The organism is Cognatishimia activa, from assembly GCF_026016445.1.
Classification (GTDB): Bacteria; Pseudomonadota; Alphaproteobacteria; order Rhodobacterales; family Rhodobacteraceae; genus Cognatishimia; species Cognatishimia activa_B.
In genome coordinates this window covers 2,319,110-2,341,863 of record NZ_CP096147.1, presented here as the reverse complement: position 1 = coordinate 2,341,863, position 22,754 = coordinate 2,319,110, and the positions used below count along the sequence as shown (strand labels likewise).

Here is a 22,754-nt window from a genome sequence, read left to right as displayed (position 1 = left end):
GGGTCTGAGAGATGGCTATTCTTGATAAACACAAAATCCTAGAAACCAACGCGACGCTTCTGTTGGTGTTCAGTTTCCTCGTTGTGACAATCGGGGGGATCGTGCAGATCGCCCCACTGTTCTGGCTGGAAAACACCATCGAGGATGTGGAGGGCATGCGCCCCTACACCCCGCTGGAGCTGGCTGGCAAAGACATCTACATCCGCGAAGGGTGCTATGTCTGCCACAGCCAGATGATCCGCCCAATGCGAGATGAGGTTGAACGCTACGGTCACTACTCTCTGGCGGCAGAATCGCAGTACGACCACCCATTCCAATGGGGATCCAAACGGACAGGGCCAGACCTGGCCCGTGTGGGCGGTCGTTACTCTGATGACTGGCATGTGGATCACCTGATCGATCCTCAATCCGTCGTTCCAGAATCCATCATGCCTAAGTATGGCTACCTGACAAACAATCGGATCGATGGTGAATACATCGGGGATCTGATGAAGGTGAACGCCATGGTTGGTGTGCCATACACCGAGGACATGATCGCCAACGCGCAGCTTGATTTCAATGCGCAGGCTGATCCTGATCTTGACTATGATGGCCTTCTGGAACGCTACGGCGAAGACAGTGTCAGCGTCCGTAACTTCGACGGTCAACCGGGTACAACCGAAATGGATGCCTTGGTGGCTTACCTGCAAATGTTGGGCACACTGGTCGACTTCTCGACCTTCACGCCTGACGCGTCACGCTAAGGGAGGGAACAATGGAAACTTATTCTCTCCTACGTGAATTCGCAGATAGCTGGATGCTGCTGTTCCTCTTCACCTTCTTCCTCATGGTGATCCTCTGGGTGTTCCGCCCAGGTTCCAAGGCAGAATATCAGGACACAGCAGGCATTCCATTCCGCTACGAAGACAAACCCGCGCCAGACGCCGAGACTGAGAAGGAGGCGCAGAAATGAGCAAGAAACCTGTTCAAAAACAGGATATTCCAACCACTGGACACGAGTGGGACGGTATCCAGGAATACGACAACCCTATGCCACGCTGGTGGTTGTGGACCTTCTATATCACCATCATCTGGGGCATCGGTTACACCATCGCTTACCCTGCATGGCCGGGGATCAAAGGCGCCACTGAGGGTCTGTTAGGTTACTCCACTCGGGCCGAAGTGGCGGCTGAAATTGACGAGGTGAACACCCGCAATGAAGCGATCAATGCGCGTTTGGCATCTGCTGAACTCACCGCAATTGAAAGCGATCCAGAGCTGAACGGCTATGCCAAATCTGCCGGTGCCGCGGTCTTCAAGACGTGGTGTGCGCAGTGTCACGGCTCAGGTGCAGCTGGTGCCAAAGGCTATCCAAACCTTCTGGACAACGACTGGCTCTGGGGTGGTGACATCGAAGCGATCCACGAGACTGTGACAGCGGGTATCCGCAATGAGGACAACGACCTCGCGCGGTATTCTGAGATGCCCGCTTTCGGGCGCGATGAACTTCTGGAAGACGAGCAGATTGATCAGGTCGTGAACTTCGTGATGTCTCTGAGCGGTGAACCAATGGACGCAAGCATGGTGACCGAGGGCGCAACAGTCTACGCAGACAACTGTTCCTCCTGTCACGGCGAAGCGGGCCTAGGCGACCGTGATCAGGGTGCGCCAAACCTCGCAGATGCGATCTGGCTCTTCGGTGGGTCATACGATGATATTCGCGAGACGGTTGTGAACAGCCGTTTTGGTGTCATGCCAAGCTGGGATACCCGCCTGACAGAAGCTCAGATCCGCGCGGTGTCAGCCTACGTTCACCAGCTGGGTGGCGGTGAATAGCCACCTGCACATGAAACAAAAAGGCCTCCGCATTTTTTGTGCGGGGGCCTTTTTTGTTAGAAATTCGACGTGAACCCGAGCCGCGCTTCCAAGCCATTCGTTGTGAACCGCGCAACGTTGGACTGGGTCCTGTTGGCAGCCAACGTCATACTGGGAGAAAATCCGAAATAAGAGACACCCTCAAACACGGCTGTTAAACCAGCAGAGACGGATCGATCACGGCGGCCATCCAGCGACAGGGAAAACTCGTCGTAGTTCTTGTAACCAAACCCCGCGAACAAAGAGAGTTTGGTGTTCCAATAGCGTTCAGCCAACTCGTAACTGACCACAAAGCGATTGTCGGAGTAAGTGAATGTTTCCTCATCCGCGTCATGAAAGCGTCGCTGCAGGGTAAGCCGTAAGACATCCTGATTAGCCAGGCGCTGGGCATAAATTCCTTTCAAATCATACACTCGCGTATCGACTTGGGCTGCGGACAATGCGTTTTGGTTTTCTGCGAACCCGCTGATCGTCAGCGCTGCATCTTGCCCAAGCACAAAGTCCTGAGACAGGCCGAGGCGGGCGTAGTTGCGCAAGGGGTCGCCACCATACCAGGTTCTTCCGACCTGAAGTGCGATTTCCGAGGGTCCAAGGCCCTCAAAGATGTTTTGCCGATGACGCAAAGAAGCTTCTACTTGCGTGTAAGCATAGTCAGATCCTGACACTCCGGGGGCAGCCTCCTTTGCGGATTGGCTCAGTGAGTAAGTGCGGCCATAGAGTGAAAGACCCGCGGCTGTGACGCCGGTTTCGCTCTCACCCAAGTTATATAGAAAATCCACCTGACCGGAATATTCGATACCTGAAAGCGCGAGACTGCTTGGTGCAAATTCGAATGTGAAATCACCCAGCGAAAAAGTTCTATCAGCGGCACCGCCATTCACATTGTCAGAAGGCGCGATAGAGAATGAGAGACTTGTGGCGAGCGGATTGGATTTGCGGATGGCGCTCATGTCCTCTCGAAGCTGCAGTGCATCTTGCGGAGTCTTGGCGTGATTGGTGGCGCGGCGCAGCCAGAATTGTGCGGCAGTGAAACGGCCAAGACCAAAGTAAGCTGCGCTGACAAGTCGTGCAGATTGCAGCTTTTTAACATCTGAATTGGCATGGGCATAGGCCGTTTGCCCCAGGTCTCGCGCAAGATTGAAATTGGAAGACTGCAACGCTTCCTCTGCACGAACTAAACCGGTGTCATCTATAGAAAAAGTGGACTGTGCATGTGCCGACAGTGCAGTTGCCGAAATAGTGGCGGCGCAGATTAGCGGCTTGAAGGCACCGCGTAATTTATGAATTTGAGCCATTTTCATGTCGCCGGGGACATATGTTCGAGCGGATTGTCAACGCAATCCGGAGGCGGGAAAGGCAATAAAACAAGCAATCTGCCGCCCATGATGCGCTAAAGATCGCCGGTTGCTTCAATCGCGCGGGGACTTGCCGACGGTTGATAGCATTTTCAGCATTATGTTGCCTTTCTGGCGTCCCAATTCTTGTCCTCCTGTACAGAGAGTGACCCTGCAACCTACATCCTCGGCTATAGGCAAGGAGCAGACTATGAAGTGGTTCATCCCGATTTTGGCAGTTTCGGCGCTTTCCGCATGCGGTGGCGCAACAACAGGTGGCGGTTCATCTGTATTACCAACAAGCACAACGGCGCCGCCGGCTGCGACAATGCCGCCTTCAACCTCGCCACCATCATCCGGAGGCTCAACACCACCGCCAACTGGGGGAGGGGCCAACAACGCGTCCTTTGCTACGCTTCTGAATGATGTGCGTCTTACAAACGGCGCTGGCAACGTTGCCTTTGATGCCCGATTGGCAAACGCCGCTCAGGGTCATGCGGACGATATGCGGGCCAATAACTATTTCAGTCATACGGGTTTAAACGGATCGTCTCCTGGGGATCGCATTACTGCGGCCGGCTACAACTGGCGGACCTATGGCGAAAACATCGCACGTGGTCAGCAGTCTGAAGAGGCCGTTATGACCGCCTGGACGAACTCGCCCGGTCACCACGCCAACAACATCAACCCCAATTTCGAAGATTTTGCCTTGGCCAAAGCCGGGAGTGGATCAAATACCTATTGGGTTCTTGTGCTGGCGTCTGAACAGTAACTCAGTGCACTCAGCGTTTGGCGAATATTTGTCGCCCAAAATTGGCTGATTGATCTGCATCAAGGCAAATCACGCCCGAATCTGCGAATCTAACATCAACGGCGAAATGGTCCTCCCACAAACGATCATTTCGCTGACAGTTGTCCACCTTGAGGAGCGTGGGCAAATGGTGCCGGACTCTCGTCCTGTTCGCGCGTTTCCTGAGGGCCCGGCACCGAACTCTCCCCAAAACTCTATATCAAAACCAGCCAAAACCAGTTTTCTTGGAAAAGGTGCGTCCAAAACTCAGAATTTGATCTTGGTCAAAGTCTGCAAGGCTCGCGCCTGCGAAAACGAGGCAGCCAATTTGCAGAGCGAGCCACGTCCTTGAGTAACAGCGATTCCTCCCAAAGCCTCTATGCCGCACGCGAACCGGTCTTCCCGAAGCGTGTTTCCGGCAAATTCAGAACCCTCAAATGGTGGATCATGGCGGTGACCCTTGGGATTTACTACCTCGTCCCGTGGATCCGTTGGGACCGAGGACCGGCTTTGCCGGACCAGGCAGTTTTGGTCGACATGGCCAACCGTCGTTTCTTCTTTTTCTGGATCGAGATTTGGCCGCATGAATTTTATTTCATTGCTGGCCTATTGATTATGGCTGGGCTTGGGCTCTTCCTGTTCACGTCAGCGCTTGGGCGCGTTTGGTGCGGCTATGCCTGCCCGCAGACCGTCTGGACAGATCTCTTTATTCTCGTGGAGCGTTGGATCGAAGGCGATCGCAACGCCCGACTGCGTTTGCATCGCCAGAAGAAATGGGACTTCAGAAAGCTGCGGTTGAGAGTGACCAAGATCATCGCCTGGCTATTAATCGGTTTGGCGACAGGCGGGGCTTGGGTCTTCTACTTTGCTGACGCGCCAACCCTGATGGTGGATTTGGTCACCGGGCAAGCGCATCCGATTGCCTATACCACGATGGCGCTTTTGACTGCGACGACCTTCTTCTTCGGTGGTTATGCGCGTGAGCAGATCTGTATCTACGCCTGCCCATGGCCGCGTATTCAGGCGGCGATGATGGATGAAGACACGTTGACTGTCGGGTACCGTGACTGGCGTGGGGAGCCTCGTGGCAAGCTTAAGAAAGCTGTGCAAACCGAAGATCCTCAGGGCGATTGTATTGACTGCATGGCCTGCGTGACAGTGTGCCCGATGGGGATTGATATCCGCGATGGTCAGCAGATGGAATGTATCACCTGCGCGCTGTGCATCGATGCTTGCGATGACATTATGGACAAAATCGGAAAACCACGTGGGTTGATCGATTACATGGCAATCAGCGACGAACCATTGGAACGTGCAGGTCAAGCGCCTCGCCGTGTTTGGAAGCACATCCTGCGCCTGCGTACGATGGTTTATACAGGTCTGTGGTCTTTGGTTGGTGTGCTTTTGGTTGTGGCGCTGTTCATGCGCTCCGATATTGACGTAACTGTTGCGCCCGTTCGCAACCCAACCTTCGTAACACTCTCCAATGGTGACATCCGCAACACTTACGAGCTGAGGTTGCGGAACAAACACGGTGAAGAGCGCCCGTTTGCCGTCACGATTAAAGGGGAGGCTGATATGCAGGTGATCCTTGAAGGCCAGGAAGGCGAAGCTGTGACGGTTCCAGCAGACGCGATGCGTCTACAGCGAGTCTATGTGGTGGCACCCAAAGGATCTGGCGCTGCGGATGGTGCGCTGAGCGATCTACGCTTCTGGGTTGAAGATACCCAAAGCGGAGAGCGGGTGCACAAAGACACTGTATTTCACGGGAAAGGGGAATAACGATGACGCGCGAAAAACGATTTACCGGTCGCCATGCAGCGATGATATTTGTCGGTGCCTTTGCTGTAATCATCTCAGTGAATCTGGTTCTGGCTTTCAGTGCAGTGAAGACATTCCCTGGGCTTGAAGTGAAAAACTCATATGTTGCCAGCCAGACTTTTGACGATCGCAAGGCCAGTCAGGAAGCCCTAGGGTGGGACGTTTCTGCTAAGGCCACTGGCGGATTGGTGATCCTCTCAATCAAAGATGCAAATGGTGCACCAGTTGCCGTTAAATCTCTTGATGCTGTGCTTGGACGCGCGACGCATGTCAAAGATGACCTAACTCCGGATTTTCAGTTTGACGGCCGCGCCTATGTGGCCCCTGCTGAACTGGGAGATGGCAACTGGAATATCCGTATGAAAGCGGAAGCATTCGACGGCACCGCTTTTGAGCAGCGTGTTATTTTGCGGGTGGAACACTAAACGATGACAATGGTCTCTGCATGCCCAGCTTGTGATGCTCTTCCTGCAGCTGAAGCTGTTGCTGATCTGGAGCTCGCGACAGACGCGCAGATTGCGCTGAGCGTTCCGGGCGTGCATTGCGGGGCTTGCATTGCCACCGTAGAGCGCGCGCTTGAGGCTCAAGAGGGTGTGCAATCCGCAAGGGTTAATCTAACGCTTAAACGTGCGACCGTAGAGGCGGATGCAGAGCTTGATGCGAGCCAACTTATTGGTGCTTTGGAAGCCATAGGCTATGAGGCACATGAGTTGGATGCCGGGACCCTGAGCGCTACAGCCTCTGATAAGGCAGGTCGTGATCTTCTGATGCGTGTCGGGCTTGCCGGCTTTGCGACGATGAACGTTATGCTTCTGTCCGTCTCTGTTTGGTCAGGTGCAGATAGCGCAACCCGCGATCTATTCCACTGGATATCAGCGGCCATCGCCCTGCCAGCTATTGCATTTACGGGAAAACCTTTCTTTGTAAGCGCGTGGTCGGCTCTAAAGGCACGGCGTCTGAATATGGATGTGCCGATTGTGCTGGCCATCGCCCTGGCGCTGGTCACGTCATTGTGGGAGACGATGCTGTCTGGTCATCATGCCTATTTTGATGCGGCGCTCACGCTTGTGTTCTTCCTTTTGGCAGGTCGCTATCTGGATCACCGGACCCGAGCCGTTGCGCGATCTGCAGCAGAAGAGCTTGCGGCGCTCGAAGTGCCGAGGGCGACACGGCTAAGAGCGGGTTCTGAAGAAGTTGTGGCTTTGGCTGATCTTGCGATTGGCGATCTGATTCTTGTGCGTCCGGGCGGGCGGATGCCGGTTGATGGTGAAATTGTAGAAGGCCGATCAGAGCTTGATCGCTCATTGCTGACAGGTGAGACAGCCCCTGTCTTTGTCGAAGAAGGCTTTGTTGTCAGCGCTGGGGAGGTCAATTTAACCGGTCCGCTGGTCATACGTGCTAACGCAGTTGGGCGCGATACGAGCCTGCATCGAATGGCCGATTTGGTGGCCATCGCAGAGAGTGGACGATCCCGCTACACTTCTTTGGCCGATAGTGCCGCCAAACTATACGCACCTGGTGTGCATATTCTATCTGCTTTGGCATTTGTGGGGTGGTATCTTTACACGTTTGATATGCGCACCGCCCTTAACATTGCTGCGGCGGTTTTGATCATCACCTGTCCCTGTGCATTGGGTTTGGCTGTGCCAGCTGTAACTACAGCCGCCAGTGGCCGCCTCTTCAAGATGGGCTTGCTTGTCAAACATGCTACAGCACTGGAACGGCTCGCAGAGGTCGATACCGTGGTGTTTGATAAAACTGGGACGCTGACCAAAGGTACGCCGGTTGTGCAAAACTGGGATGAATTGAATGCCGAGGCGGCCAGCGTCGCTCTAGCATTGGCGGCAGGCTCGGCGCATCCGCTCAGCCAGGCGATTGTGGCAATCGGAGATGGATTGGAAACTGCCGATGTGTCCGAAATCGAAGAAATTCCGGGATTTGGTGTTCAAGGTGTCTGGAATGGTAAATCCGTCCGTTTAGGGCGTGCGGAATGGGTAGACGCCATCCCTGTAGAGGGCAGTGCAGTATATCTGAACTTGGGCTTGGCCAAACCGGTTGCAATTCGATTTGAAGACGATTTGAGGGCGGGGGCCAAAGAAGCGGTTTCGATCCTTCAAAGCCAAGGCATCGAAGTGCACATACTATCAGGTGATAGCGAGGGTGCTGTCCAGACAGTGGCTGCAGATATTGGCTGTTCGAACTGGAAGTCTGACATGCTGCCAGAAGACAAGGCCGAATACATCTCAGATATCGCGGCGCAAAATCGCAAAGTCATGATGGTTGGTGACGGGCTTAACGATACGGTTGCACTTGCGGCCGCTCATGTCTCGATGTCTCCGGCTTCCGCGCTAGATGCCGCCCGTGTGGCGTCAGATATCGTGATACTGGGCTCTGATCTGTCATGTATTGCAGAAGCGCTTGAGATCTCGCGCCGCGCAAGACGACGTATTCGGGAAAACTTCCGCATTGCCACGCTCTATAATGTCATAGCAGTGCCCCTGGCGATCGCAGGTCTTGCCACACCTTTGATTGCCGCTTTGGCAATGTCGACGAGTTCAATTACAGTCAGTTTGAACGCACTACGTTTGAGGTAACCCATGACCGTACTCGGATTGCTTATTCCTGTGTCTCTTATCCTCGGAGGATTAGGGCTTTGGGGGTTCCTTTATACGTTGCGCAGCGAACAGTATGACGACCCGGATGGAGACGCGCAGCGCATCCTGAGTGGCGAGTACGACGACCGTCCGAAAGACTAAGCGGTTAGCTGACCATCAAATGGAAAGTTTCCTGCTTTTCCAGTTCACGCAATAGGAGCGCGGCCTCGCCAGATTTCAGGACTTTGCGGGCCGGGGAGTCGTGATGAGTAAATCCCTCTAACCCAGTTGGGACTTCAGAACCCTCAGAACTGAAACCTTCCGCAGCAACGGTACCATGAAAGAGGCTTTCCGCTGGCAGTCCATTAGCGGTGATAACTTCATGGTGCTCAAACAACACATGGTGAACCCAGATCGGTAATGCCACAGGTGCGTGACCAATTCCGCGGTGCCCAAGCAGGAATTTCGCGGCAATGAAAACCTCTCGCGATCCGAAGAGCTGTTGACAAAGATGATCAGAGATCAGAACTCTGTGGTTTGGCGAAATGTATGTATCGATGTGCGGAGCGCCAGCCCCCAACGCCTGTGCGGGGATGCGAATTGGTCTGGTTTTCGGATCGCTGGATTCATCAAGAGTCAAACATCGCTTTCCGACCCAGATCACAGTTTGCAAACCGTTATCTCTGGTTTCCAACTGATCGCCTGATACGATGTCTTCCACAGCCGTTTCACCACCAACCGATTTAATCTGAGTGCCAGCAAGAAAGCACGGGATCGTGCCCTTGGATGGGGCGGTATTCACTCCATAGCTTCCGCCACCATCGGTGGATTCGAGTGACTCACCCTGTGCGGTTCCGCCAAGCGCAGTGGATGTCATCCCCGCTGCAGGGCCATTGCTCGGCGTGAGCGTTGATTCAAAAGAGATGAATTGAACAACAACACCATTTTCAACAAGGGCGATGGCTCCATTTTTATGGACGCCATTGAACGTGTCTGATCCAGCTGAATCGATCGAATAGATATCCTTGCCAGCATTAGAGCTGTCCGGACTATCGAGATCATTGGTTGTTCGTACGGTCCCATTGGGATGATAGACAACCAGCTGAATCGTGCTTGGGTCAGTGCCTGCATCAAGAGCGATTTCGACAAAGTCTTGGTTGCCGGCACCGAGGAATTTGACTTCGGAAAAATAGGGATCTGGCATAGCTTGATCCTTTCACAGTCAGATGACCGGGGGGTTAACTTGGCCCGATCATAAAGCAGGACACTTGGCGCGCTTGCAGGCGCCGACAGGCTAAGTCTGCAGTGTCTCGGGTGAGCCCCATAAAGTTGGCGTCAAATCCGCGCTTGGATTTCACAACCTTTCGCAGTGAGCCATCAAGTGTACTCATCTCAGCGAGCGCCGTTTTCAGGAGCATTTTCTCAGCCGCATATCGGCTTCCGTACCGGCCAACATTGATACCCCAGTGACGCCCGCCAGAGGTAGACAAACGGGTGACGACTTGGGGTTCCGGATCTTCGACAATGACAGGTGTCGGGGCAGGGGCCGCGGATTTCTTCACCGATGTCGGGAAGAGCGAGGCTGTATTAGCTTGCGCTTCTTTTAGCGCGTTTTCGATTTCGACATTAATGCCATCTGTCGCGGCAATTGTTGTTGTCGGGGCAGGGGCGCTTGTTGTTGGCCTTAGAATAGGACGCAGGCTCTTTTTCACTGCTGTCGCAACACGCACGGTCTTTGCGGCTGGCTGTGCGCCAGACGTTCCTACGTTGCCTGCGTAGGCAGGGCGGGTTGGCTTTCTCAACGCCACGCGGCTTGGGGCGCGGCGGAAGCCAAGATCAAGCAATTCGGCCACCTTTGCATTGCGCGAAGCGGTGGAGCGGCCACCAAAGACAGTTGCGATAATCCGTTCGTTGCCACGCTCAGCAGATGCCACAAGGTTAAAGCCAGCGGCGCGGGTGTACCCGGTTTTGATGCCGTCGGCGCCGCGGTAGTTGCTGAGGAAACGACGGTTAGTGTTGGCCACTTCCTTCACACCTGCATGGGTCGATTGGCGAGAGAAGAGGTTATAATACTGCGGATAATCATAAAGCACGTGGCGGCCCAGCGTGGTCATGTCACGGGCAGTCGACATGTGACCGCTTTCGGTCAAACCGTGTGCATTTTTGAAAGTTGTGCGTGTCATACCCAAAGCCCGCGCTGTGCGGTTCATGCGACGGGCAAAGGCGGCTTCGGAACCCGAAATGGCTTCACCAATTGCGGTGGCCGCATCATTGGCAGATTTTACTGCTGCCGCGCGCACGAGATATCGGAAGGCAATACGCTGACCCGCTTTCAAGCCGAGTTTGGATGGTGGCTCTGCAGCGGCAACTTTGGAGATGCGGACCTTCGTGTCCATAGACAATTCGCCGTTCTGAACAGCTTCAAACGCGATATAGAGCGTCATCATCTTAGTCAGGGAGGCCGGGTGCAGGCGTGTATCGGCGTTACGAGAATGCAGAACTTTGCCAGAGCGAGAGTCGATGACCATAGCAGCATAAGGCGCTGCCGCCGCGGTGAACGCGGTCACGCATGTCAATAAACACGCTAAGAGGATAAATAGCCCAAAATGGGCCGGCCTGCTCTGCCGAACCTTCACGTTACTTGCCCTTACTGCCTCTGCCGCCAATTTTTTGGCTGACCTTTTCCTAAAGGCTAACACAGGGCCAATTTCAAATAAACCCTTTGATTCAAGGAGTTTGGAATTGTTTAACGGTCGGTAAATCCAACATCTTGCGGAAGCAATGAGAAGTGCTACTAAACCGTCGATTGTGGCGAGAATGTGGCGCTCGAATTATGGTAAATTGACCGCCTGGTAAGGACATTGATTCCGACAGACCAAAGCGACGAGATGCAAGCGGTTACTAAGATGGAGTTAGACAACAACCAGCTTCACCGCGGATATCGATCTGGATCAGGATTTTCGCTAAAATGGCATCAGATCGAGGCGAATCGAAGCTTGGGGCGGGTCAGGATTTCCTTAACTTGTCATCGGTTTGCAAAGATTTTAATGCGAAAACAGCGAATAAACGCGATCTGCATAGTGTGAGTTATACCGAAGGCCTTTTCTATTGGCGGCGACAGGTTATATACATCGCGGATACGAAAAACCGGAATGACATTTGATATGGCAACAGAGCCGTTTTTCATGGCGTCGGATAATGAGGATGACGGGGATGTTGGCATCGCTGTCAAAACGCGTGCGCGCACCAAGCGTCCGCCTCTCTATAAGGTGCTTTTACTGAATGACGATTACACGCCAATGGAGTTTGTCGTTCACATTCTTGAACGGTTTTTCGGCCTGACACATGCGCAGGCCTTTGAGATCATGCTGACCGTGCATAAAAAAGGTGTGGCTGTTGTTGGCGTATTCAGCCACGAGATTGCCGAAACCAAAGTCACACAGGTGATGGATTTCGCGCGTCGCCATCAGCACCCATTGCAATGCACGATGGAAAAGGAGTGATCCGAAGCCAGAGCTCGGATCGATAAGTTTCATGTCATCTTCCCGTTTGTCACTGGCGGTTGAAAGCGGTCAGTTGGTTCTGCCGTCCGAGGGCCGGATCGCAGTCTTCTCGCCCACAGCTGCCACGGATCTGAGCGCTTTGCCAAGAGATCGCGTTCAAGTCATCACTGGAATGAAGCCTGACCACGATGCCTTCGCTCAGGCTGGTTATGACGTATCGGTCTCCGCCAGCGGAGAATTCTCAGCTGCCGTGGTGTTCCTGACCCGCGCCAAAGCTGAGGCCCGCGCCCTGGTTGCTGAGGCTTCAGCGCTTGGCGGCATGGTTATTGTGGATGGCCGAAAAACCGATGGTGCAGACTCCATGCTGAAAGATTGTAAACGTCGTTCAGATTTGGCGGGATCATTCTCTAAAGCGCATGGCAAGTTATTCTGGTTTGAAGGCGGTGACTTCAAAGACTGGGTGCCCGACGCTGAGACTTCCATTGATGGGGGATTCCTTACTCGGCCAGGAGTGTTCTCGGCGGATGGGATTGATCCAGCCTCGGCCGCTTTGGTCGCCGCGCTACCGGAGAAATTAGGGCGCTACGTTGCCGATCTTGGCGCGGGCTGGGGGTATATCTCTAATAACATCCTGACACGCGACGAGGTCGAAACGCTTTATCTCGTAGAAGCCAACCATGTGGCTTTGGAATGCGCAAAAATGAATGTCAAAGATGCGCGCGCGGAGTTTCACTGGTCTGACGCAACCACTTGGGAGCCGCGCGCTAAAATGAACGCAGTTGTCATGAACCCGCCGTTCCACAGCGGCCGCACAGCGGACCCCGCACTTGGCAAAGCATTCATCGCGGCCGCGGCGCGGATGTTGGCACCCTCAGGCCAGCTCTGGATGGTGGCCAATCGTCATCTTCCTTACGAGGCAACATTGGAAGACCTTTTTGTAAAAGTCGAAGAGGTGGCAGGCGACAATCGGTTCAAAATCCTACGCGCTGAGCGGCCAACTCGCACCGCGCGTTAAATCCGCGTAACCTCCACAAGAATCATCAGGACCAAATCCGGGGATCATCATGTCATTTTCTATCGCTGGTAAAACCGCCATCGTGACCGGAGCAGCCAATGGGGTCGGCTTGGCCATCAGTCGGGAGTTCGCCGAGCAGGGTGCGAATGTCATGATGGTTGATATGGATGACAAACAGCTTAGCAAAGAGGCCGGAGACGTTTCGGAAGACAGCAAAGTTGAATTTTTCGCAGGCGATCTGCGCGAACGCCTGACGATAGCGAACCTGCTTTCAGCAACGATCGATAGTTTTGAACGCGTAGATATTCTCGTGAATGCAAGCCGCCAACTGATGCGGACTGATCCGTTGGATATCGATGACGACAGTATCTCAACGATGTTGAACCAGAACCTATTGACCTCACTGCGGTTAAGTCAGGCCGTGGCCAAACGTATGATTAAACAATCCGAAGAGGATGAGCGCGAAGGCTCTGCTGGGGCGATTGTGAATCTGTCGTCCATTGCTGCTTGTCGCACCAACCCAGACCTTATGGGGTATTCGATGGCGACTGCAGCGCTTGATCAGATGACGCGCGGACTGGCCACAGCACTTGCACCCCATCGTATTCGTGTGAACGCAGTCGCATTTGGATCGGTCATGAGCGCGAGTCTTAAAAATATTCTGAAGGAACATCCCGATTTCAGAAATGACATCGAGGATCACACCCCACAAGGGCGCATCGCAGCCCCCACAGAGCTGGTCGATACCGTGCGCTATCTTACATCTGATGCCTCGGCCTTTATGACAGGGCAGGTGGTCACTGTGGACGGTGGACGTACGCTAATTGACCCGGTCAAATCCCCCGCGCACTAAGGACATATCGATGACTGACACGATGCAGCCTCAAAAGGACACTGCAAGCGCTTGGTTCCGTTCGCTACGGGATGAGATCGTTGCAGCATTTGAGCGTCTTGAAGATACTCATGTCACCGGACCTTTTTCTGATCAGGATGCTGGCCGTTTTGAGGTGACCGAAACGCGGCGTGCTTCTGATGATGGTGCAGACGCTGGCGGCGGCCTCATGTCTGTGATGCGGGGCGGTCGTGTTTTCGAAAAGGTCGGGGTGAACGTCTCGACCGTCTATGGAACGCTGGGGGAAAGGGCCCAGAAAGCCATGGCTGCACGTAAGGGTTTGCCCGGCATGCAGGACGATCCACGGTTTTGGGCTTCTGGCATCTCTCTGGTGGCCCACATGCAAAACCCGCATTGCCCAGCGGTTCACATGAATACACGTATGTTCTGGACGCCACATGGTTGGTGGTTTGGGGGGGGCTCTGACCTGAACCCTTGTCTCGAATATGACGAAGACACAGCCCACTTCCATGGTGTTCAAAAAGAGCACTGCGACCGCCACGGTGAAGCACATTACCCGCGTTTGAAGGACTGGGCGGATGAGTACTTCTACATTCCTCATCGCGGCCGCGCTCGTGGTGTTGGTGGTATTTTCCTTGACGATCATAATACAGGGGATTGGGAGGCTGACTTTGCCTTCATCCAAGACATAGGAAAGGCATTTCTGCCTGCCTTCCTGCCGTTGATCGAAAAACGTCGGTCACAGGGGTTTGGCGACGCAGAGAAAGACGCACAGTTGGTGCATCGTGGTCTCTATGCCGAATACAATCTGGTCTATGATCGCGGCACCAAGTTTGGACTTGAAACCGGACATGACGCCAATGCGGTTTTGATGAGCCTGCCGCCAATGGCGAAGTGGGTCTAAGACAGCCCGCTTTAACGGAAATCGAAGAAGTCAGCTCCGGCTTGCACCAGCAACTCTTCCCCCAGACGACGTCCTAAGCTTTCGGCGTCACTCAGTGCAGACTTGCCTTCAGTTTTCAGGCTCTGGGAGCCGTCTGGCCGCAGAATTTCTCCGCGTAGGTGAATTGTGTCACCTTCGACGACAGATAGCGCTGCAATTGGGGTCTCACATGATCCGTCAAGCGCGCGCAAAAAGGCCCGCTCGCACAGGACACGGTGCCCGGTCTCTGCATGATGAATGGCTGCAAGCATATGTTCCGCGCGTTTATCGTTCGCGCGGCATTCAATACCAATGGCTCCTTGCGCCACGGCAGGCAGCATTTCTTCTGCTTCAATTGCGGATGTCGCCTGATCCAGCATGCCCAAGCGTGTGAGCCCCGCCATGGCAAGGAATGAGCAATCCGCGACCCCATCGTTCAGCTTTTTCAACCGCGTCTGGACATTGCCCCGGAATTCAACGATGTCGAGATCCGGGCGAATCTGCATCAGCTGAGCGCGACGACGCAAGGAAGAGGTGCCAACCTTCGCTCCGGCGGGTAGTTCTGAAATAGAGCCATATTTTACCGAGATAAACGCATCGCGCACATCTTCACGCGGCAGGAAGGTTTCAAGCACCAGACCTTCAGGCTGTTCGGTTGGCATGTCCTTCGTGGAATGCACAGCGATATCAATGTCGCCGCGCAGCATGGCATCTTCAATTTCTTTGGTGAATAGCCCCTTGTTCCCGATTTCTTTCAACGGGCGATCCGCTGCGATCATCTGGCGATCATCACCAGTGGTTTTAATCACTTCGATGTGAAAAGCGGCTTCATCCAGATTAAACGCCTCGGCCAATCGATGGCGCGTCTCATAGGCCTGCGCAAGCGCAAGCGGAGAGCCTCGGGTGCCTATTTTCAAGGGTGCATCGGGTGTTGGCATGGTCACTGTCATGGGCTGAGGTCTAGCCGCGCCAGATTGTCCTGACAAGCAGAATGGCGGCCGCCGAGCCTTGACATCTTGCCGCGCGCGCTAGACCTAGCGTGAGACTAGATTGAATGAGGTGGATCATGGCTGAGCAAAAAACCATTCTGCGTGCATTGGCAGGAGAAACATTGCCGACGCCACCTATCTGGATGATGCGCCAAGCAGGTCGATACTTGCCGGAATATCGCGCTACGCGTGCGCAGGCGGGGGATTTTCTTTCGCTTTGCTATAACTCCGAACTGGCAGCCGAAGTGACCCTGCAGCCGATCCGTCGCTACGGTTTTGATGCCTCGATCCTATTTGCAGATATTTTGCTATTGCCGCAGGCGCTTGGGGCCGATCTTTGGTTTGTAACTGGAGAGGGGCCGCGGCTTTCCACCATCCAGTCTCAGTCGGATTTCGACGCCTTGAAACCTGCTGCTGCAGTTCATGACAAGCTCGCACCAATTTATGAAACCGTCCGCATCTTGCGTCGCGAATTGCCAAGCGAAACCACGCTGATCGGATTTGCTGGCGCACCATGGACGGTAGCAACTTATATGATCGCAGGGCGTGGTACGCCAGACCAAGGACCAGCCCACGCTCTGAAAGATCAGCATCCAGAACTGTTCCAGCAGGTCATCGATCTGATTGTAGAAGGCACCATTACCTATTTGTCTGAGCAAATTAAAGCCGGGGCAGAGGTTGTGAAGCTTTTTGACAGCTGGGCAGGCTCCCTCAAAGGCCAGGACTTTGACCGCTATGCTCTGGAACCCACCAAACGCATTATTGCAGCATTGAAAGAGCTGCATCCGGAAACACCGATCATTGCTTTCCCGCGCGGCGCCGGCGAACGCTATGCAGGCTTTGCACAGGCAACCGGAGCAGATTGCGTAGCCTTTGATGATGGCGTCACAGCAGAGTGGGTTGCGAAGGCCGTTCAACCTGATGGCTGTGTTCAGGGCAACTTGAAGTCATCTCATATGGTGACAGGTGGAGATGCACTGGTTTCCGAAACCAAACGGATCGTTGACGCGTTGAGCAATGGCCCACATATCTTCAATTTGGGCCATGGCATCACGCCTGATGCTGATCCAGAGAATGTTCAGCTGATGATCGATACTGTGCGAAGCGCCTGATTCAACCTTTCTCACGGTCTAGAAGCTCGGACTTGAGCTGCTTTACATGCTTTCGGCTCACGGGCCAAACTTCACCGTCTTTGCCAATGATGCGTGGGTTGCCGTTTTCATAAACCACGCGGTCGACTTCCTCCCAGCTGATCCAAAGCGAACGATGAACTCGCATGCCGCTTTGTGGATCGATCTTCGACACCGCTTGGCTCAGAGGCATGGGCAGAAGATGGTTTCCATTGAACGTTGCGACCTGCACATATTTATCTTGCGCTTGGATGTAGCGAACGGGCCCCCGAACATTGATGGGAAGAAGCTTTTGCAGCGCATCAGTTTTCTCAGTTCGAAATTGGGGAAATATCCGGGTCGGGAGATTTGCCTTCGCCAATATGTCTGCGAAGATATTCTCCATCAATGTCAGATAGACATGTACGAAAGCCCAAGTGAGTAGGAATAAAACCATATAGACACGGAAGGCGACATCGATAAATCCATGCTCTGCGATGAATTCTGGTGAAATTGCTGGCATGGCCAAGGCCGTAAGCAAAACCACGTCGATTAGACTGTTGATTATAAGGCTGAAGAGGACAGAGTAGTGTCTTCTAGCAAATATCACGACAAACCACGGGCCCGTCGTAATCTGATAAACCACCGACACCACGGCAATTCCTCCGGTTCCAAGCCAAATTAAAAGGATGGAATCAGTTGGTAGCGCCTTGGGTGCCACAAAGGCGATCAACGCGGTAATTCCAAGGAACAGTGATAGAATCCATGGAGTACCAAACGACTGAATGGCAGCCTTGCGAAGTGCGCGCACAGCAACAACTTCTTGTGGGTTCATCTTAAGTGGAGTCCAGCTGGTCATTGGGTGCCAAATTTATTTGGGACTTCCCAAACCTCCGTTGAAGATGAATGCCCTAGTTGAGGAAAATACTGATGTAATTGCTTCACTCAGAGCCAATATCTTATGATTAAGATGTTGGTTGACCCTAGGTCAAGCTCTGCGGGCTTGTTCCGCTGACCGAGGTGTTTCTCTATCACACAGTGTTCGTCACGAACTTCGTCATGTTCGTCGCGAAATTATTGTTTAATTATAGTGTCTTCTTGATACTCTCGGTTTCAGTGTAAAGAGTGACAACTTAACTGGATTAGGCCGGGTTCGCTAAATGCATCCCATGCGGCGAATTGGCTTTATCTGATAAGGGTCGGCCATTGTGCCGGCCCTTTGTAATTCTATAACTTGATTGCATTCCCGGAGGACTCGAAATGGACCACAAATGGGCTGGATCCATATGTCTGCGTATTGAGGGAAGTGGTGGCGTGGGGGAGACTTGAACTCCCGACCTCTCGATTATGAGTCGAGCGCTCTAACCAGCTGAGCTACCGCGCCATGAGTGGAGCGGGGTTTAGTTTAGCCCTGCGATAGGGTCAAGAGGAAAGCGACGAGAATTTTGCATCGCTTTCAAATTTTTTCAAACGTTACTTTGCGACCGTGACGCGCTTCTCGGTTAGCAGTTCAAGAAGCACCGGTTTTGCCTAACTGCGAGCCTGTGTTGCGTTTGGAGGCACCGGTTTTGAGGTGTCCCGAATGGCGTTCGACTCCGTGAAATCATTCCTATCAGTAAGTCAGTTTACACACCGAAGAATGTGAGCTTTGTTTCTAGCGGCATCTTTCGAAAGCGCTTCGACTCTGTCCAGCCATTACGGGGTCTGATCGGCAATTGAATCTCCCACGTATCGGCCTGTCCGCTAAACTGTATCGTGCCATTGGCCAAGATGACACGGCTCATAAGAGCAGATGTGTGATTGCGAATATTGCTGCACTCAGTTTTGGTCCCAAATTGCTGTCATTAATTGACAGTCAGGGGGTCTATGAATGCACGCAGCATCAGCCTGATATGCGTTTTTGCACAGGTCTATATGTCTTTTTAGTATCTTGGCCAAACTCGGGCGAACACGTAGTTTCGCGCGGTACTTACGAGGGAACGTTATGACGTCCATATTGGAAATAAAGGACCTGAAGAAGGTTTATGAGGGCGGATTTGAGGCGCTTAAAGGCGTCACGCTCTCAATACAAGAAGGCGAAATTCTTGCGCTGTTGGGGCCAAATGGTGCTGGTAAAACAACGTTGATTTCGACCGTTTGCGGGATCACAACCAGCACCTCTGGCGACATTCATGTCGGTGGTCATTGCGTTAATGAAGACTACCGCGCTGCGCGCAGTCTGATTGGGCTTGTCCCGCAGGAGATCAATCTAGAACCCTTTGAGACGGTTTGGAATACGGTTCGCTTTTCGCGTGGCCTGTTCGGCAAACGCCGTAACGATGCCTATCTAGAAAAGATCCTGAAGCAGTTGAGCCTTTGGGATAAGAAAAACAGCCGTATCATGGAACTCTCTGGCGGCATGAAACGGCGCGTGTTGATCGCGAAGGCCCTTAGTCATGAGCCTCGCATTCTGTTTCTGGATGAACCTACTGCGGGTGTCGATGTCGCGCTTCGTAAAGACATGTGGGATACGGTGGATGAACTCAAGCGCGATGGTGTGACGATCATCCTGACGACGCATTATATCGAAGAGGCCGAAGCGATCGCGGATCGCGTAGGTGTCATCAACAAGGGAGAGCTTCTTTTGATCGAAGAGAAGTCTGCCCTGATGCAGCGCCTTGGGCAGAAACAGATGAAAGTTGAGCTACAGGACGCGATTGAAAGCTTGCCAGAGGGGCTCAACGGCTATGATTTGAGCCTGAGTGAGGATGGAACATCTATCACCTACTCCTATGACACCAAAGCTGAGCGCACAGGTATCACCACGTTGTTGGCCGATCTCTCAGGCGCAGGATTGGTGCTGAAGGATCTGCAAACAGAGCAAAGCAGCCTCGAAGATATCTTCGTAGGCTTGGTCGAGGAGGGGCAAGCATGAACTGGACAGCCATCAAAGCCATCTATGTTTTCGAAATGGCGCGGTTCTTCCGCACATTGACCCAGAGTTTTATCTCTCCGGTGATCTCAACGTCGCTTTATTTTGTAGTGTTTGGGGCCGCGATTGGCAGTCGGATCGATCAGGTTGAAGGCGTCAGCTACGGAGCCTTTATCGTGCCGGGTTTGATCATGTTGTCGATCATGACGCAGGGCATATCGAACGCATCATTTGGGATATATTTCCCGAAGTTCATAGGGACGATCTACGAACTTCTGTCGGCGCCGGTGAATTTTCTTGAGATCGTTATCGGTTACGTTGGCGCCGCTGCAACCAAGTCGCTGTTCATAGGCGTTGTGATCTTGGCCACCGCAGGTTTCTTTGTTGATCTGAGTATCCAACACCCGATTGCGATGATCGCCTTTATGGTGCTGACCTGCACGAGCTTTGCTTTGTTTGGGTTCATCATCGGGATCTGGGCTAAGAACTTTGAACAGTTGCAGCTTGTACCACTTTTGATCGTGACTCCTTTGGTCTTCCTGGGCGGATCATTCTATTCGATCTCTATGCTGCCGCCTTTCTGGCAGACCGTGACCCTGTTCAACCCAGTGGTATATTTGATCTCTGGATTCCGCTGGGCGTTCTTTGGTCTTGCCGATGTGCCGATCGGATTGAGCCTTCTGGCTATCGCTGGTTTCACCGGAATCTGCATGGTCGTAATTTGGTGGATATTTAAGACTGGCTGGCGCATCCGCAGCTAGTTCAGACATTCTGAAATTGACGTATATGCATCAGGTGGGCGCTTTGTTGAAGCGCCCATCTTGTTTGAAGGCTTCAGGCTTTCTAAATGCCACTCATGAAACGTTGGATCCCCTTTACCAAAAAGCCACCATCCGTCGCTGTTATCCGTCTGGCTGGTGTGATTGCCGCCGGAAACCGGGGCGGCTTGAGCGATCAATCTCTGGCTCCGCTGATCGAAAAAGCCTTTCGGCGTGGCAAGCCTAGCGCGGTTGCTTTGATCCTGAATTCGCCCGGAGGCTCCCCAGTGCAAAGTGCGCTAATCGGCGCGCGCATTCGGCGACTGTCGGAAGAACTGGATGTGCCGGTATTTGCCTTTGTCGAAGACGTTGCTGCATCCGGTGGCTACTGGCTCGCCGCGGCTGCTGACGAAATCTATGTTGATGCATCATCCGTCGTGGGGTCCATTGGCGTAATCTCTGCTGGCTTTGGCGCGCATGATTTTTTGCAGCGCCATGGCATAGAGCGACGCGTGCACACCGCCGGAAAATCAAAATCGATGCTCGACCCGTTCAGCCCGGAAAAGGAAGAAGATGTCGCGCGTCTTGGCGAGATTCTTGAACAGATCCATGAGAACTTTATCGACCATGTGAAAACGCGTCGTGGCGACAAGCTCATCGAAAATGACGAAATGTTTACCGGTGAAATTTGGATCGGCCAGAAAGCGATCGACCAGGGTCTAGCCGATGGTTTGGGGCATATCGTACCGGTTATGAAAGAAAAATTTGGCAAGGATGTACGGTTCCGTCGTTACGACATGCGACGTCCATTTTGGCAAAGATTTGGCGCACAGGTTGCACAGGATGCCCTAAGCGGGATAGAGGAACGCGCAGAATACGCGCGGTTCGGGCTTTGATGTGCTGACAAAAATTGTCCTGTTGTTTCTCGTTGGCATGGCTGTACTGGCCATGTTTGGCAAGCTTACGCTGCCAGGTAAGAAACAATTGGATGCGCGAAGATGCCCTGAATGCGGGCGGTTTAAGTTAGGCAAGGGACCCTGTCGCTGTCGCAGCAGGAAGGGCTAAGACCACATGCTCGTTTGGCTAACAGCCGGTTTAGGGCTGATCATTCTGCTGCTCGCAGGCGATGCACTTGTGCGCGGCGCGGTCAACATGAGCCTTCGTATTGGCATTCCTGCATTGATCGTGAGCCTGACGATTGTGGCATTTGGCACGTCTGCACCTGAGCTGCTCATTGCGATCAGCGCGATTGACGATGGTGCTCCGGGCATTGCACTGGGGAACGTAGTCGGCTCCAACACAGCGAATATTCTCTTGGTGTCAGGCCTGCCCGCGATCTTAGCGCGCTTGCACACAAGCACATGCGATACTCGCAAGAACTACGTCTTCATGATGGCAGCAACTGCATTGTTCATTGCACTCGCATTTTGTGGCGTGTTCACCTGGCTGAGCGGATTGATCTTGCTGGCTGCTCTGACTTTTGTGTTGGGGGATGCCTTCCGAATGGCCATGCAGCACCGAAAAAATGGCAAGGCCGCCTGTAGTGAAGCAGAGGATTTGGATGATCTGGAAGGCGCTGATCCAGATATGCCTTGGTGGCGTATCGGTATGTTTCTTGTTCTGGGTTTAATTGGTCTGCCATTGGGCGCTGATCTATTGGTAGAAAGCGCCGTGGATATTGCCCGTGCCTTCCATGTCGAGGAGGCCGTGATTGGTCTTACACTGGTGGCTTTGGGTACCAGCCTCCCAGAACTCGCCACAACTGTCATGGCCGCGCTCCGGCGCCAGGCAGATGTCGCTTTGGGGAATGTCATTGGCTCCAACATGTTCAACCTGTTGGCCATAATGGGCATTGCCAGCCTGATTGGTCCTATCCCGGTTGAGGACGACTTCCTGGAGTTTGACCTTTGGGTCATGGCAGGTGCCAGCCTGTTGATCCTGCCATTTGTTTGGTTCAAGGCTGATATCACGCGGCGGTGGGGTGTTCTGCTCACTGGGCTGTACGTCGTCTACATCTTAGCTGTGCTGGCCTAATCTCCCTTTTCCTTATGTAATTCTGACGTTTGTGCTGCTGACCGAGAGTGGCAGTTACGTGCGCCATCCGCGCGAAGGGATGCGAGTTGTGCACCGGTCACACAACTGTCACGAAAGCGTTACGAAAACTGTAATGATTTCAGTGTTTTGAGAGTTTTAGGAAAAAATATCCTTTAAAAACAGACGGATATTTATATGCCTATTTTTTGTGCAATCACCAAATTGGGCTTAAAAATAAGGGGGATTCAATTCTCACGGAAAGTTATC

22 protein-coding genes and 1 tRNA gene are annotated in these 22,754 nt (G+C 53.2%); 17 read left to right on the top strand and 6 right to left on the bottom strand.

The genetic code is table 11. The features are described from left to right. Window positions 1-11 precede the first annotated feature (11 nt). Genes ccoO through ccoP form a run of 3 tightly spaced genes read left to right on the top strand, consistent with a single transcriptional unit; the run spans window position 12 to window position 1,815 of the window. Window positions 12-743 carry a cytochrome-c oxidase, cbb3-type subunit II gene (gene ccoO, locus M0D42_RS11695; RefSeq protein WP_265018789.1) on the top strand — a complete coding sequence of 244 codons (732 nt, stop codon included), beginning with the start codon at window positions 12-14 and terminating at the stop codon, window positions 741-743. Between the two features lie 11 nt (window positions 744-754). Beyond that, window positions 755-952 (top strand): cbb3-type cytochrome c oxidase subunit 3, encoded by a 198-nt coding sequence (locus M0D42_RS11690; RefSeq protein WP_265018788.1) that lies wholly within the window; start codon window positions 755-757, stop codon window positions 950-952. Then, window positions 949-1,815: a cytochrome-c oxidase, cbb3-type subunit III gene (ccoP, locus tag M0D42_RS11685; protein WP_265018787.1), complete on the top strand. Its 867-nt coding sequence runs from the start codon at window positions 949-951 to the stop codon at window positions 1,813-1,815. The genes M0D42_RS11690 and ccoP overlap by 4 nt, the downstream gene beginning before the upstream one ends. Window positions 1,816-1,871: 56 nt before the next feature. Here ccoP and M0D42_RS11680 read toward each other — a convergent pair whose 3' ends face one another. Next, window positions 1,872-3,149 carry a hypothetical protein gene (locus M0D42_RS11680; protein ID WP_265018786.1) on the bottom strand — a complete coding sequence of 426 codons (1,278 nt, stop codon included), beginning with the start codon at window positions 3,147-3,149 and terminating at the stop codon, window positions 1,872-1,874. A 250-nt stretch (window positions 3,150-3,399) separates the two neighbouring features. On the opposite strand from M0D42_RS11680, the gene M0D42_RS11675 reads away from it, so the two are divergent. The 5 genes from M0D42_RS11675 to ccoS all read left to right on the top strand — a co-directional run bounded on the left by M0D42_RS11675 (window position 3,400) and on the right by ccoS (window position 8,555). Next, a complete protein-coding gene (locus M0D42_RS11675; protein WP_265018785.1) occupies window positions 3,400-3,960 on the top strand; it encodes a CAP domain-containing protein in 561 nt (186 codons plus the stop codon). Between the two features lie 366 nt (window positions 3,961-4,326). Beyond that, the gene (gene ccoG / locus M0D42_RS11670) at window positions 4,327-5,760 is read left to right on the top strand and encodes a cytochrome c oxidase accessory protein CcoG (protein ID WP_265018784.1); all 1,434 of its coding nucleotides are present in this window, start codon (window positions 4,327-4,329) and stop codon (window positions 5,758-5,760) included. A gap of 2 nt (window positions 5,761-5,762) precedes the next feature. Then, window positions 5,763-6,224, top strand: a complete 462-nt coding sequence (locus M0D42_RS11665; protein ID WP_265018783.1) for a FixH family protein — start codon at window positions 5,763-5,765, stop codon at window positions 6,222-6,224. Window positions 6,225-6,227: 3 nt separating this feature from the next. After that, window positions 6,228-8,393, top strand: coding sequence for a heavy metal translocating P-type ATPase (locus tag M0D42_RS11660; protein WP_265018782.1), 2,166 nt, complete (start codon window positions 6,228-6,230; stop codon window positions 8,391-8,393). 3 nt (window positions 8,394-8,396) lie between these two features. Beyond that, window positions 8,397-8,555, top strand: a complete 159-nt coding sequence (gene ccoS / locus M0D42_RS11655) for a cbb3-type cytochrome oxidase assembly protein CcoS (protein WP_265018781.1) — start codon at window positions 8,397-8,399, stop codon at window positions 8,553-8,555. 4 nt (window positions 8,556-8,559) lie between these two features. Here ccoS and M0D42_RS11650 read toward each other — a convergent pair whose 3' ends face one another. Next, entirely contained in the window at window positions 8,560-9,597 is a 1,038-nt protein-coding gene (locus M0D42_RS11650; protein ID WP_265018780.1) for a Hint domain-containing protein, read from the bottom strand. Window positions 9,598-9,631: 34 nt separating this feature from the next. Then, on the bottom strand, window positions 9,632-11,029 hold the full coding sequence (locus M0D42_RS11645; protein ID WP_265018779.1) for a D-alanyl-D-alanine carboxypeptidase family protein: 1,398 nt from the start codon (window positions 11,027-11,029) through the stop codon (window positions 9,632-9,634). A gap of 516 nt (window positions 11,030-11,545) precedes the next feature. On the opposite strand from M0D42_RS11645, the gene clpS reads away from it, so the two are divergent. The 4 genes from clpS to hemF are packed head-to-tail and all read left to right on the top strand — an operon-like array spanning window position 11,546 to window position 14,668. After that, window positions 11,546-11,896, top strand: coding sequence for an ATP-dependent Clp protease adapter ClpS (clpS, locus tag M0D42_RS11640; RefSeq protein ID WP_419195939.1), 351 nt, complete (start codon window positions 11,546-11,548; stop codon window positions 11,894-11,896). A gap of 31 nt (window positions 11,897-11,927) precedes the next feature. After that, window positions 11,928-12,911 (top strand): class I SAM-dependent methyltransferase, encoded by a 984-nt coding sequence (locus M0D42_RS11635; RefSeq protein WP_265018778.1) that lies wholly within the window; start codon window positions 11,928-11,930, stop codon window positions 12,909-12,911. A 49-nt stretch (window positions 12,912-12,960) separates the two neighbouring features. Continuing rightward, window positions 12,961-13,764, top strand: a complete 804-nt coding sequence (locus tag M0D42_RS11630) for an SDR family NAD(P)-dependent oxidoreductase (RefSeq protein WP_265018777.1) — start codon at window positions 12,961-12,963, stop codon at window positions 13,762-13,764. A 10-nt stretch (window positions 13,765-13,774) separates the two neighbouring features. Further along, complete coding sequence (gene hemF / locus M0D42_RS11625) at window positions 13,775-14,668, top strand: oxygen-dependent coproporphyrinogen oxidase (protein WP_265018776.1); 894 nt, start codon at window positions 13,775-13,777, stop codon at window positions 14,666-14,668. Window positions 14,669-14,679: 11 nt separating this feature from the next. Here the strand turns inward: hemF and hemC are convergent, their stop codons facing one another. Next, window positions 14,680-15,636 (bottom strand): hydroxymethylbilane synthase, encoded by a 957-nt coding sequence (gene hemC / locus M0D42_RS11620; protein ID WP_265018775.1) that lies wholly within the window; start codon window positions 15,634-15,636, stop codon window positions 14,680-14,682. A 116-nt stretch (window positions 15,637-15,752) separates the two neighbouring features. On the opposite strand from hemC, the gene hemE reads away from it, so the two are divergent. Next, complete coding sequence (hemE, locus tag M0D42_RS11615) at window positions 15,753-16,787, top strand: uroporphyrinogen decarboxylase (protein ID WP_265018774.1); 1,035 nt, start codon at window positions 15,753-15,755, stop codon at window positions 16,785-16,787. A gap of 1 nt (window position 16,788) precedes the next feature. Here the strand turns inward: hemE and M0D42_RS11610 are convergent, their stop codons facing one another. Together M0D42_RS11610 and M0D42_RS11605 are read right to left on the bottom strand one after the other, a co-directional pair. Further along, window positions 16,789-17,643, bottom strand: coding sequence for a LytTR family DNA-binding domain-containing protein (locus tag M0D42_RS11610; RefSeq protein WP_265018773.1), 855 nt, complete (start codon window positions 17,641-17,643; stop codon window positions 16,789-16,791). A 448-nt stretch (window positions 17,644-18,091) separates the two neighbouring features. Next, a tRNA-Met gene (locus M0D42_RS11605) sits at window positions 18,092-18,168 on the bottom strand. Between the two features lie 600 nt (window positions 18,169-18,768). Here M0D42_RS11605 and M0D42_RS11600 point away from each other — a divergent pair. From M0D42_RS11600 to M0D42_RS11585, 4 genes are all read left to right on the top strand, one after another. Beyond that, entirely contained in the window at window positions 18,769-19,698 is a 930-nt protein-coding gene (locus M0D42_RS11600) for an ABC transporter ATP-binding protein (RefSeq protein ID WP_265018772.1), read from the top strand. Next, the gene (locus M0D42_RS11595) at window positions 19,695-20,456 is read left to right on the top strand and encodes an ABC transporter permease (protein WP_265018771.1); all 762 of its coding nucleotides are present in this window, start codon (window positions 19,695-19,697) and stop codon (window positions 20,454-20,456) included. Before M0D42_RS11600 ends, M0D42_RS11595 begins: the two co-directional genes overlap by 4 nt. A gap of 95 nt (window positions 20,457-20,551) precedes the next feature. Beyond that, on the top strand, window positions 20,552-21,349 hold the full coding sequence (locus M0D42_RS11590; protein ID WP_265018770.1) for a S49 family peptidase: 798 nt from the start codon (window positions 20,552-20,554) through the stop codon (window positions 21,347-21,349). A gap of 175 nt (window positions 21,350-21,524) precedes the next feature. Continuing rightward, window positions 21,525-22,487, top strand: a complete 963-nt coding sequence (locus M0D42_RS11585) for a calcium/sodium antiporter (protein ID WP_265018769.1) — start codon at window positions 21,525-21,527, stop codon at window positions 22,485-22,487. Window positions 22,488-22,754 lie beyond the last annotated feature (267 nt).

What these genes read in the sequence shown, in the direction of transcription:
- M0D42_RS11680 (WP_265018786.1), bottom strand. Translation starts at nt 3,149, where the DNA reads ATGGCTCAAATTCATAAATTACGCGGTGCCTTCAAGCCGCTAATCTGC.
- M0D42_RS11585 (WP_265018769.1), top strand. Translation starts at nt 21,525, where the DNA reads ATGCTCGTTTGGCTAACAGCCGGTTTAGGGCTGATCATTCTGCTGCTC.
- clpS (WP_419195939.1), top strand. Translation starts at nt 11,546, where the DNA reads ATGACATTTGATATGGCAACAGAGCCGTTTTTCATGGCGTCGGATAAT.
- ccoP (WP_265018787.1), top strand. Translation starts at nt 949, where the DNA reads ATGAGCAAGAAACCTGTTCAAAAACAGGATATTCCAACCACTGGACAC.
- hemF (WP_265018776.1), top strand. Translation starts at nt 13,775, where the DNA reads ATGACTGACACGATGCAGCCTCAAAAGGACACTGCAAGCGCTTGGTTC.
- M0D42_RS11635 (WP_265018778.1), top strand. Translation starts at nt 11,928, where the DNA reads ATGTCATCTTCCCGTTTGTCACTGGCGGTTGAAAGCGGTCAGTTGGTT.
- M0D42_RS11600 (WP_265018772.1), top strand. Translation starts at nt 18,769, where the DNA reads ATGACGTCCATATTGGAAATAAAGGACCTGAAGAAGGTTTATGAGGGC.
- ccoS (WP_265018781.1), top strand. Translation starts at nt 8,397, where the DNA reads ATGACCGTACTCGGATTGCTTATTCCTGTGTCTCTTATCCTCGGAGGA.
- M0D42_RS11690 (WP_265018788.1), top strand. Translation starts at nt 755, where the DNA reads ATGGAAACTTATTCTCTCCTACGTGAATTCGCAGATAGCTGGATGCTG.
- hemC (WP_265018775.1), bottom strand. Translation starts at nt 15,636, where the DNA reads ATGACAGTGACCATGCCAACACCCGATGCACCCTTGAAAATAGGCACC.
- M0D42_RS11590 (WP_265018770.1), top strand. Translation starts at nt 20,552, where the DNA reads ATGAAACGTTGGATCCCCTTTACCAAAAAGCCACCATCCGTCGCTGTT.
- M0D42_RS11665 (WP_265018783.1), top strand. Translation starts at nt 5,763, where the DNA reads ATGACGCGCGAAAAACGATTTACCGGTCGCCATGCAGCGATGATATTT.
- M0D42_RS11595 (WP_265018771.1), top strand. Translation starts at nt 19,695, where the DNA reads ATGAACTGGACAGCCATCAAAGCCATCTATGTTTTCGAAATGGCGCGG.
- M0D42_RS11660 (WP_265018782.1), top strand. Translation starts at nt 6,228, where the DNA reads ATGACAATGGTCTCTGCATGCCCAGCTTGTGATGCTCTTCCTGCAGCT.
- M0D42_RS11675 (WP_265018785.1), top strand. Translation starts at nt 3,400, where the DNA reads ATGAAGTGGTTCATCCCGATTTTGGCAGTTTCGGCGCTTTCCGCATGC.
- M0D42_RS11630 (WP_265018777.1), top strand. Translation starts at nt 12,961, where the DNA reads ATGTCATTTTCTATCGCTGGTAAAACCGCCATCGTGACCGGAGCAGCC.
- M0D42_RS11650 (WP_265018780.1), bottom strand. Translation starts at nt 9,597, where the DNA reads ATGCCAGATCCCTATTTTTCCGAAGTCAAATTCCTCGGTGCCGGCAAC.
- hemE (WP_265018774.1), top strand. Translation starts at nt 15,753, where the DNA reads ATGGCTGAGCAAAAAACCATTCTGCGTGCATTGGCAGGAGAAACATTG.
- M0D42_RS11610 (WP_265018773.1), bottom strand. Translation starts at nt 17,643, where the DNA reads ATGACCAGCTGGACTCCACTTAAGATGAACCCACAAGAAGTTGTTGCT.
- ccoO (WP_265018789.1), top strand. Translation starts at nt 12, where the DNA reads ATGGCTATTCTTGATAAACACAAAATCCTAGAAACCAACGCGACGCTT.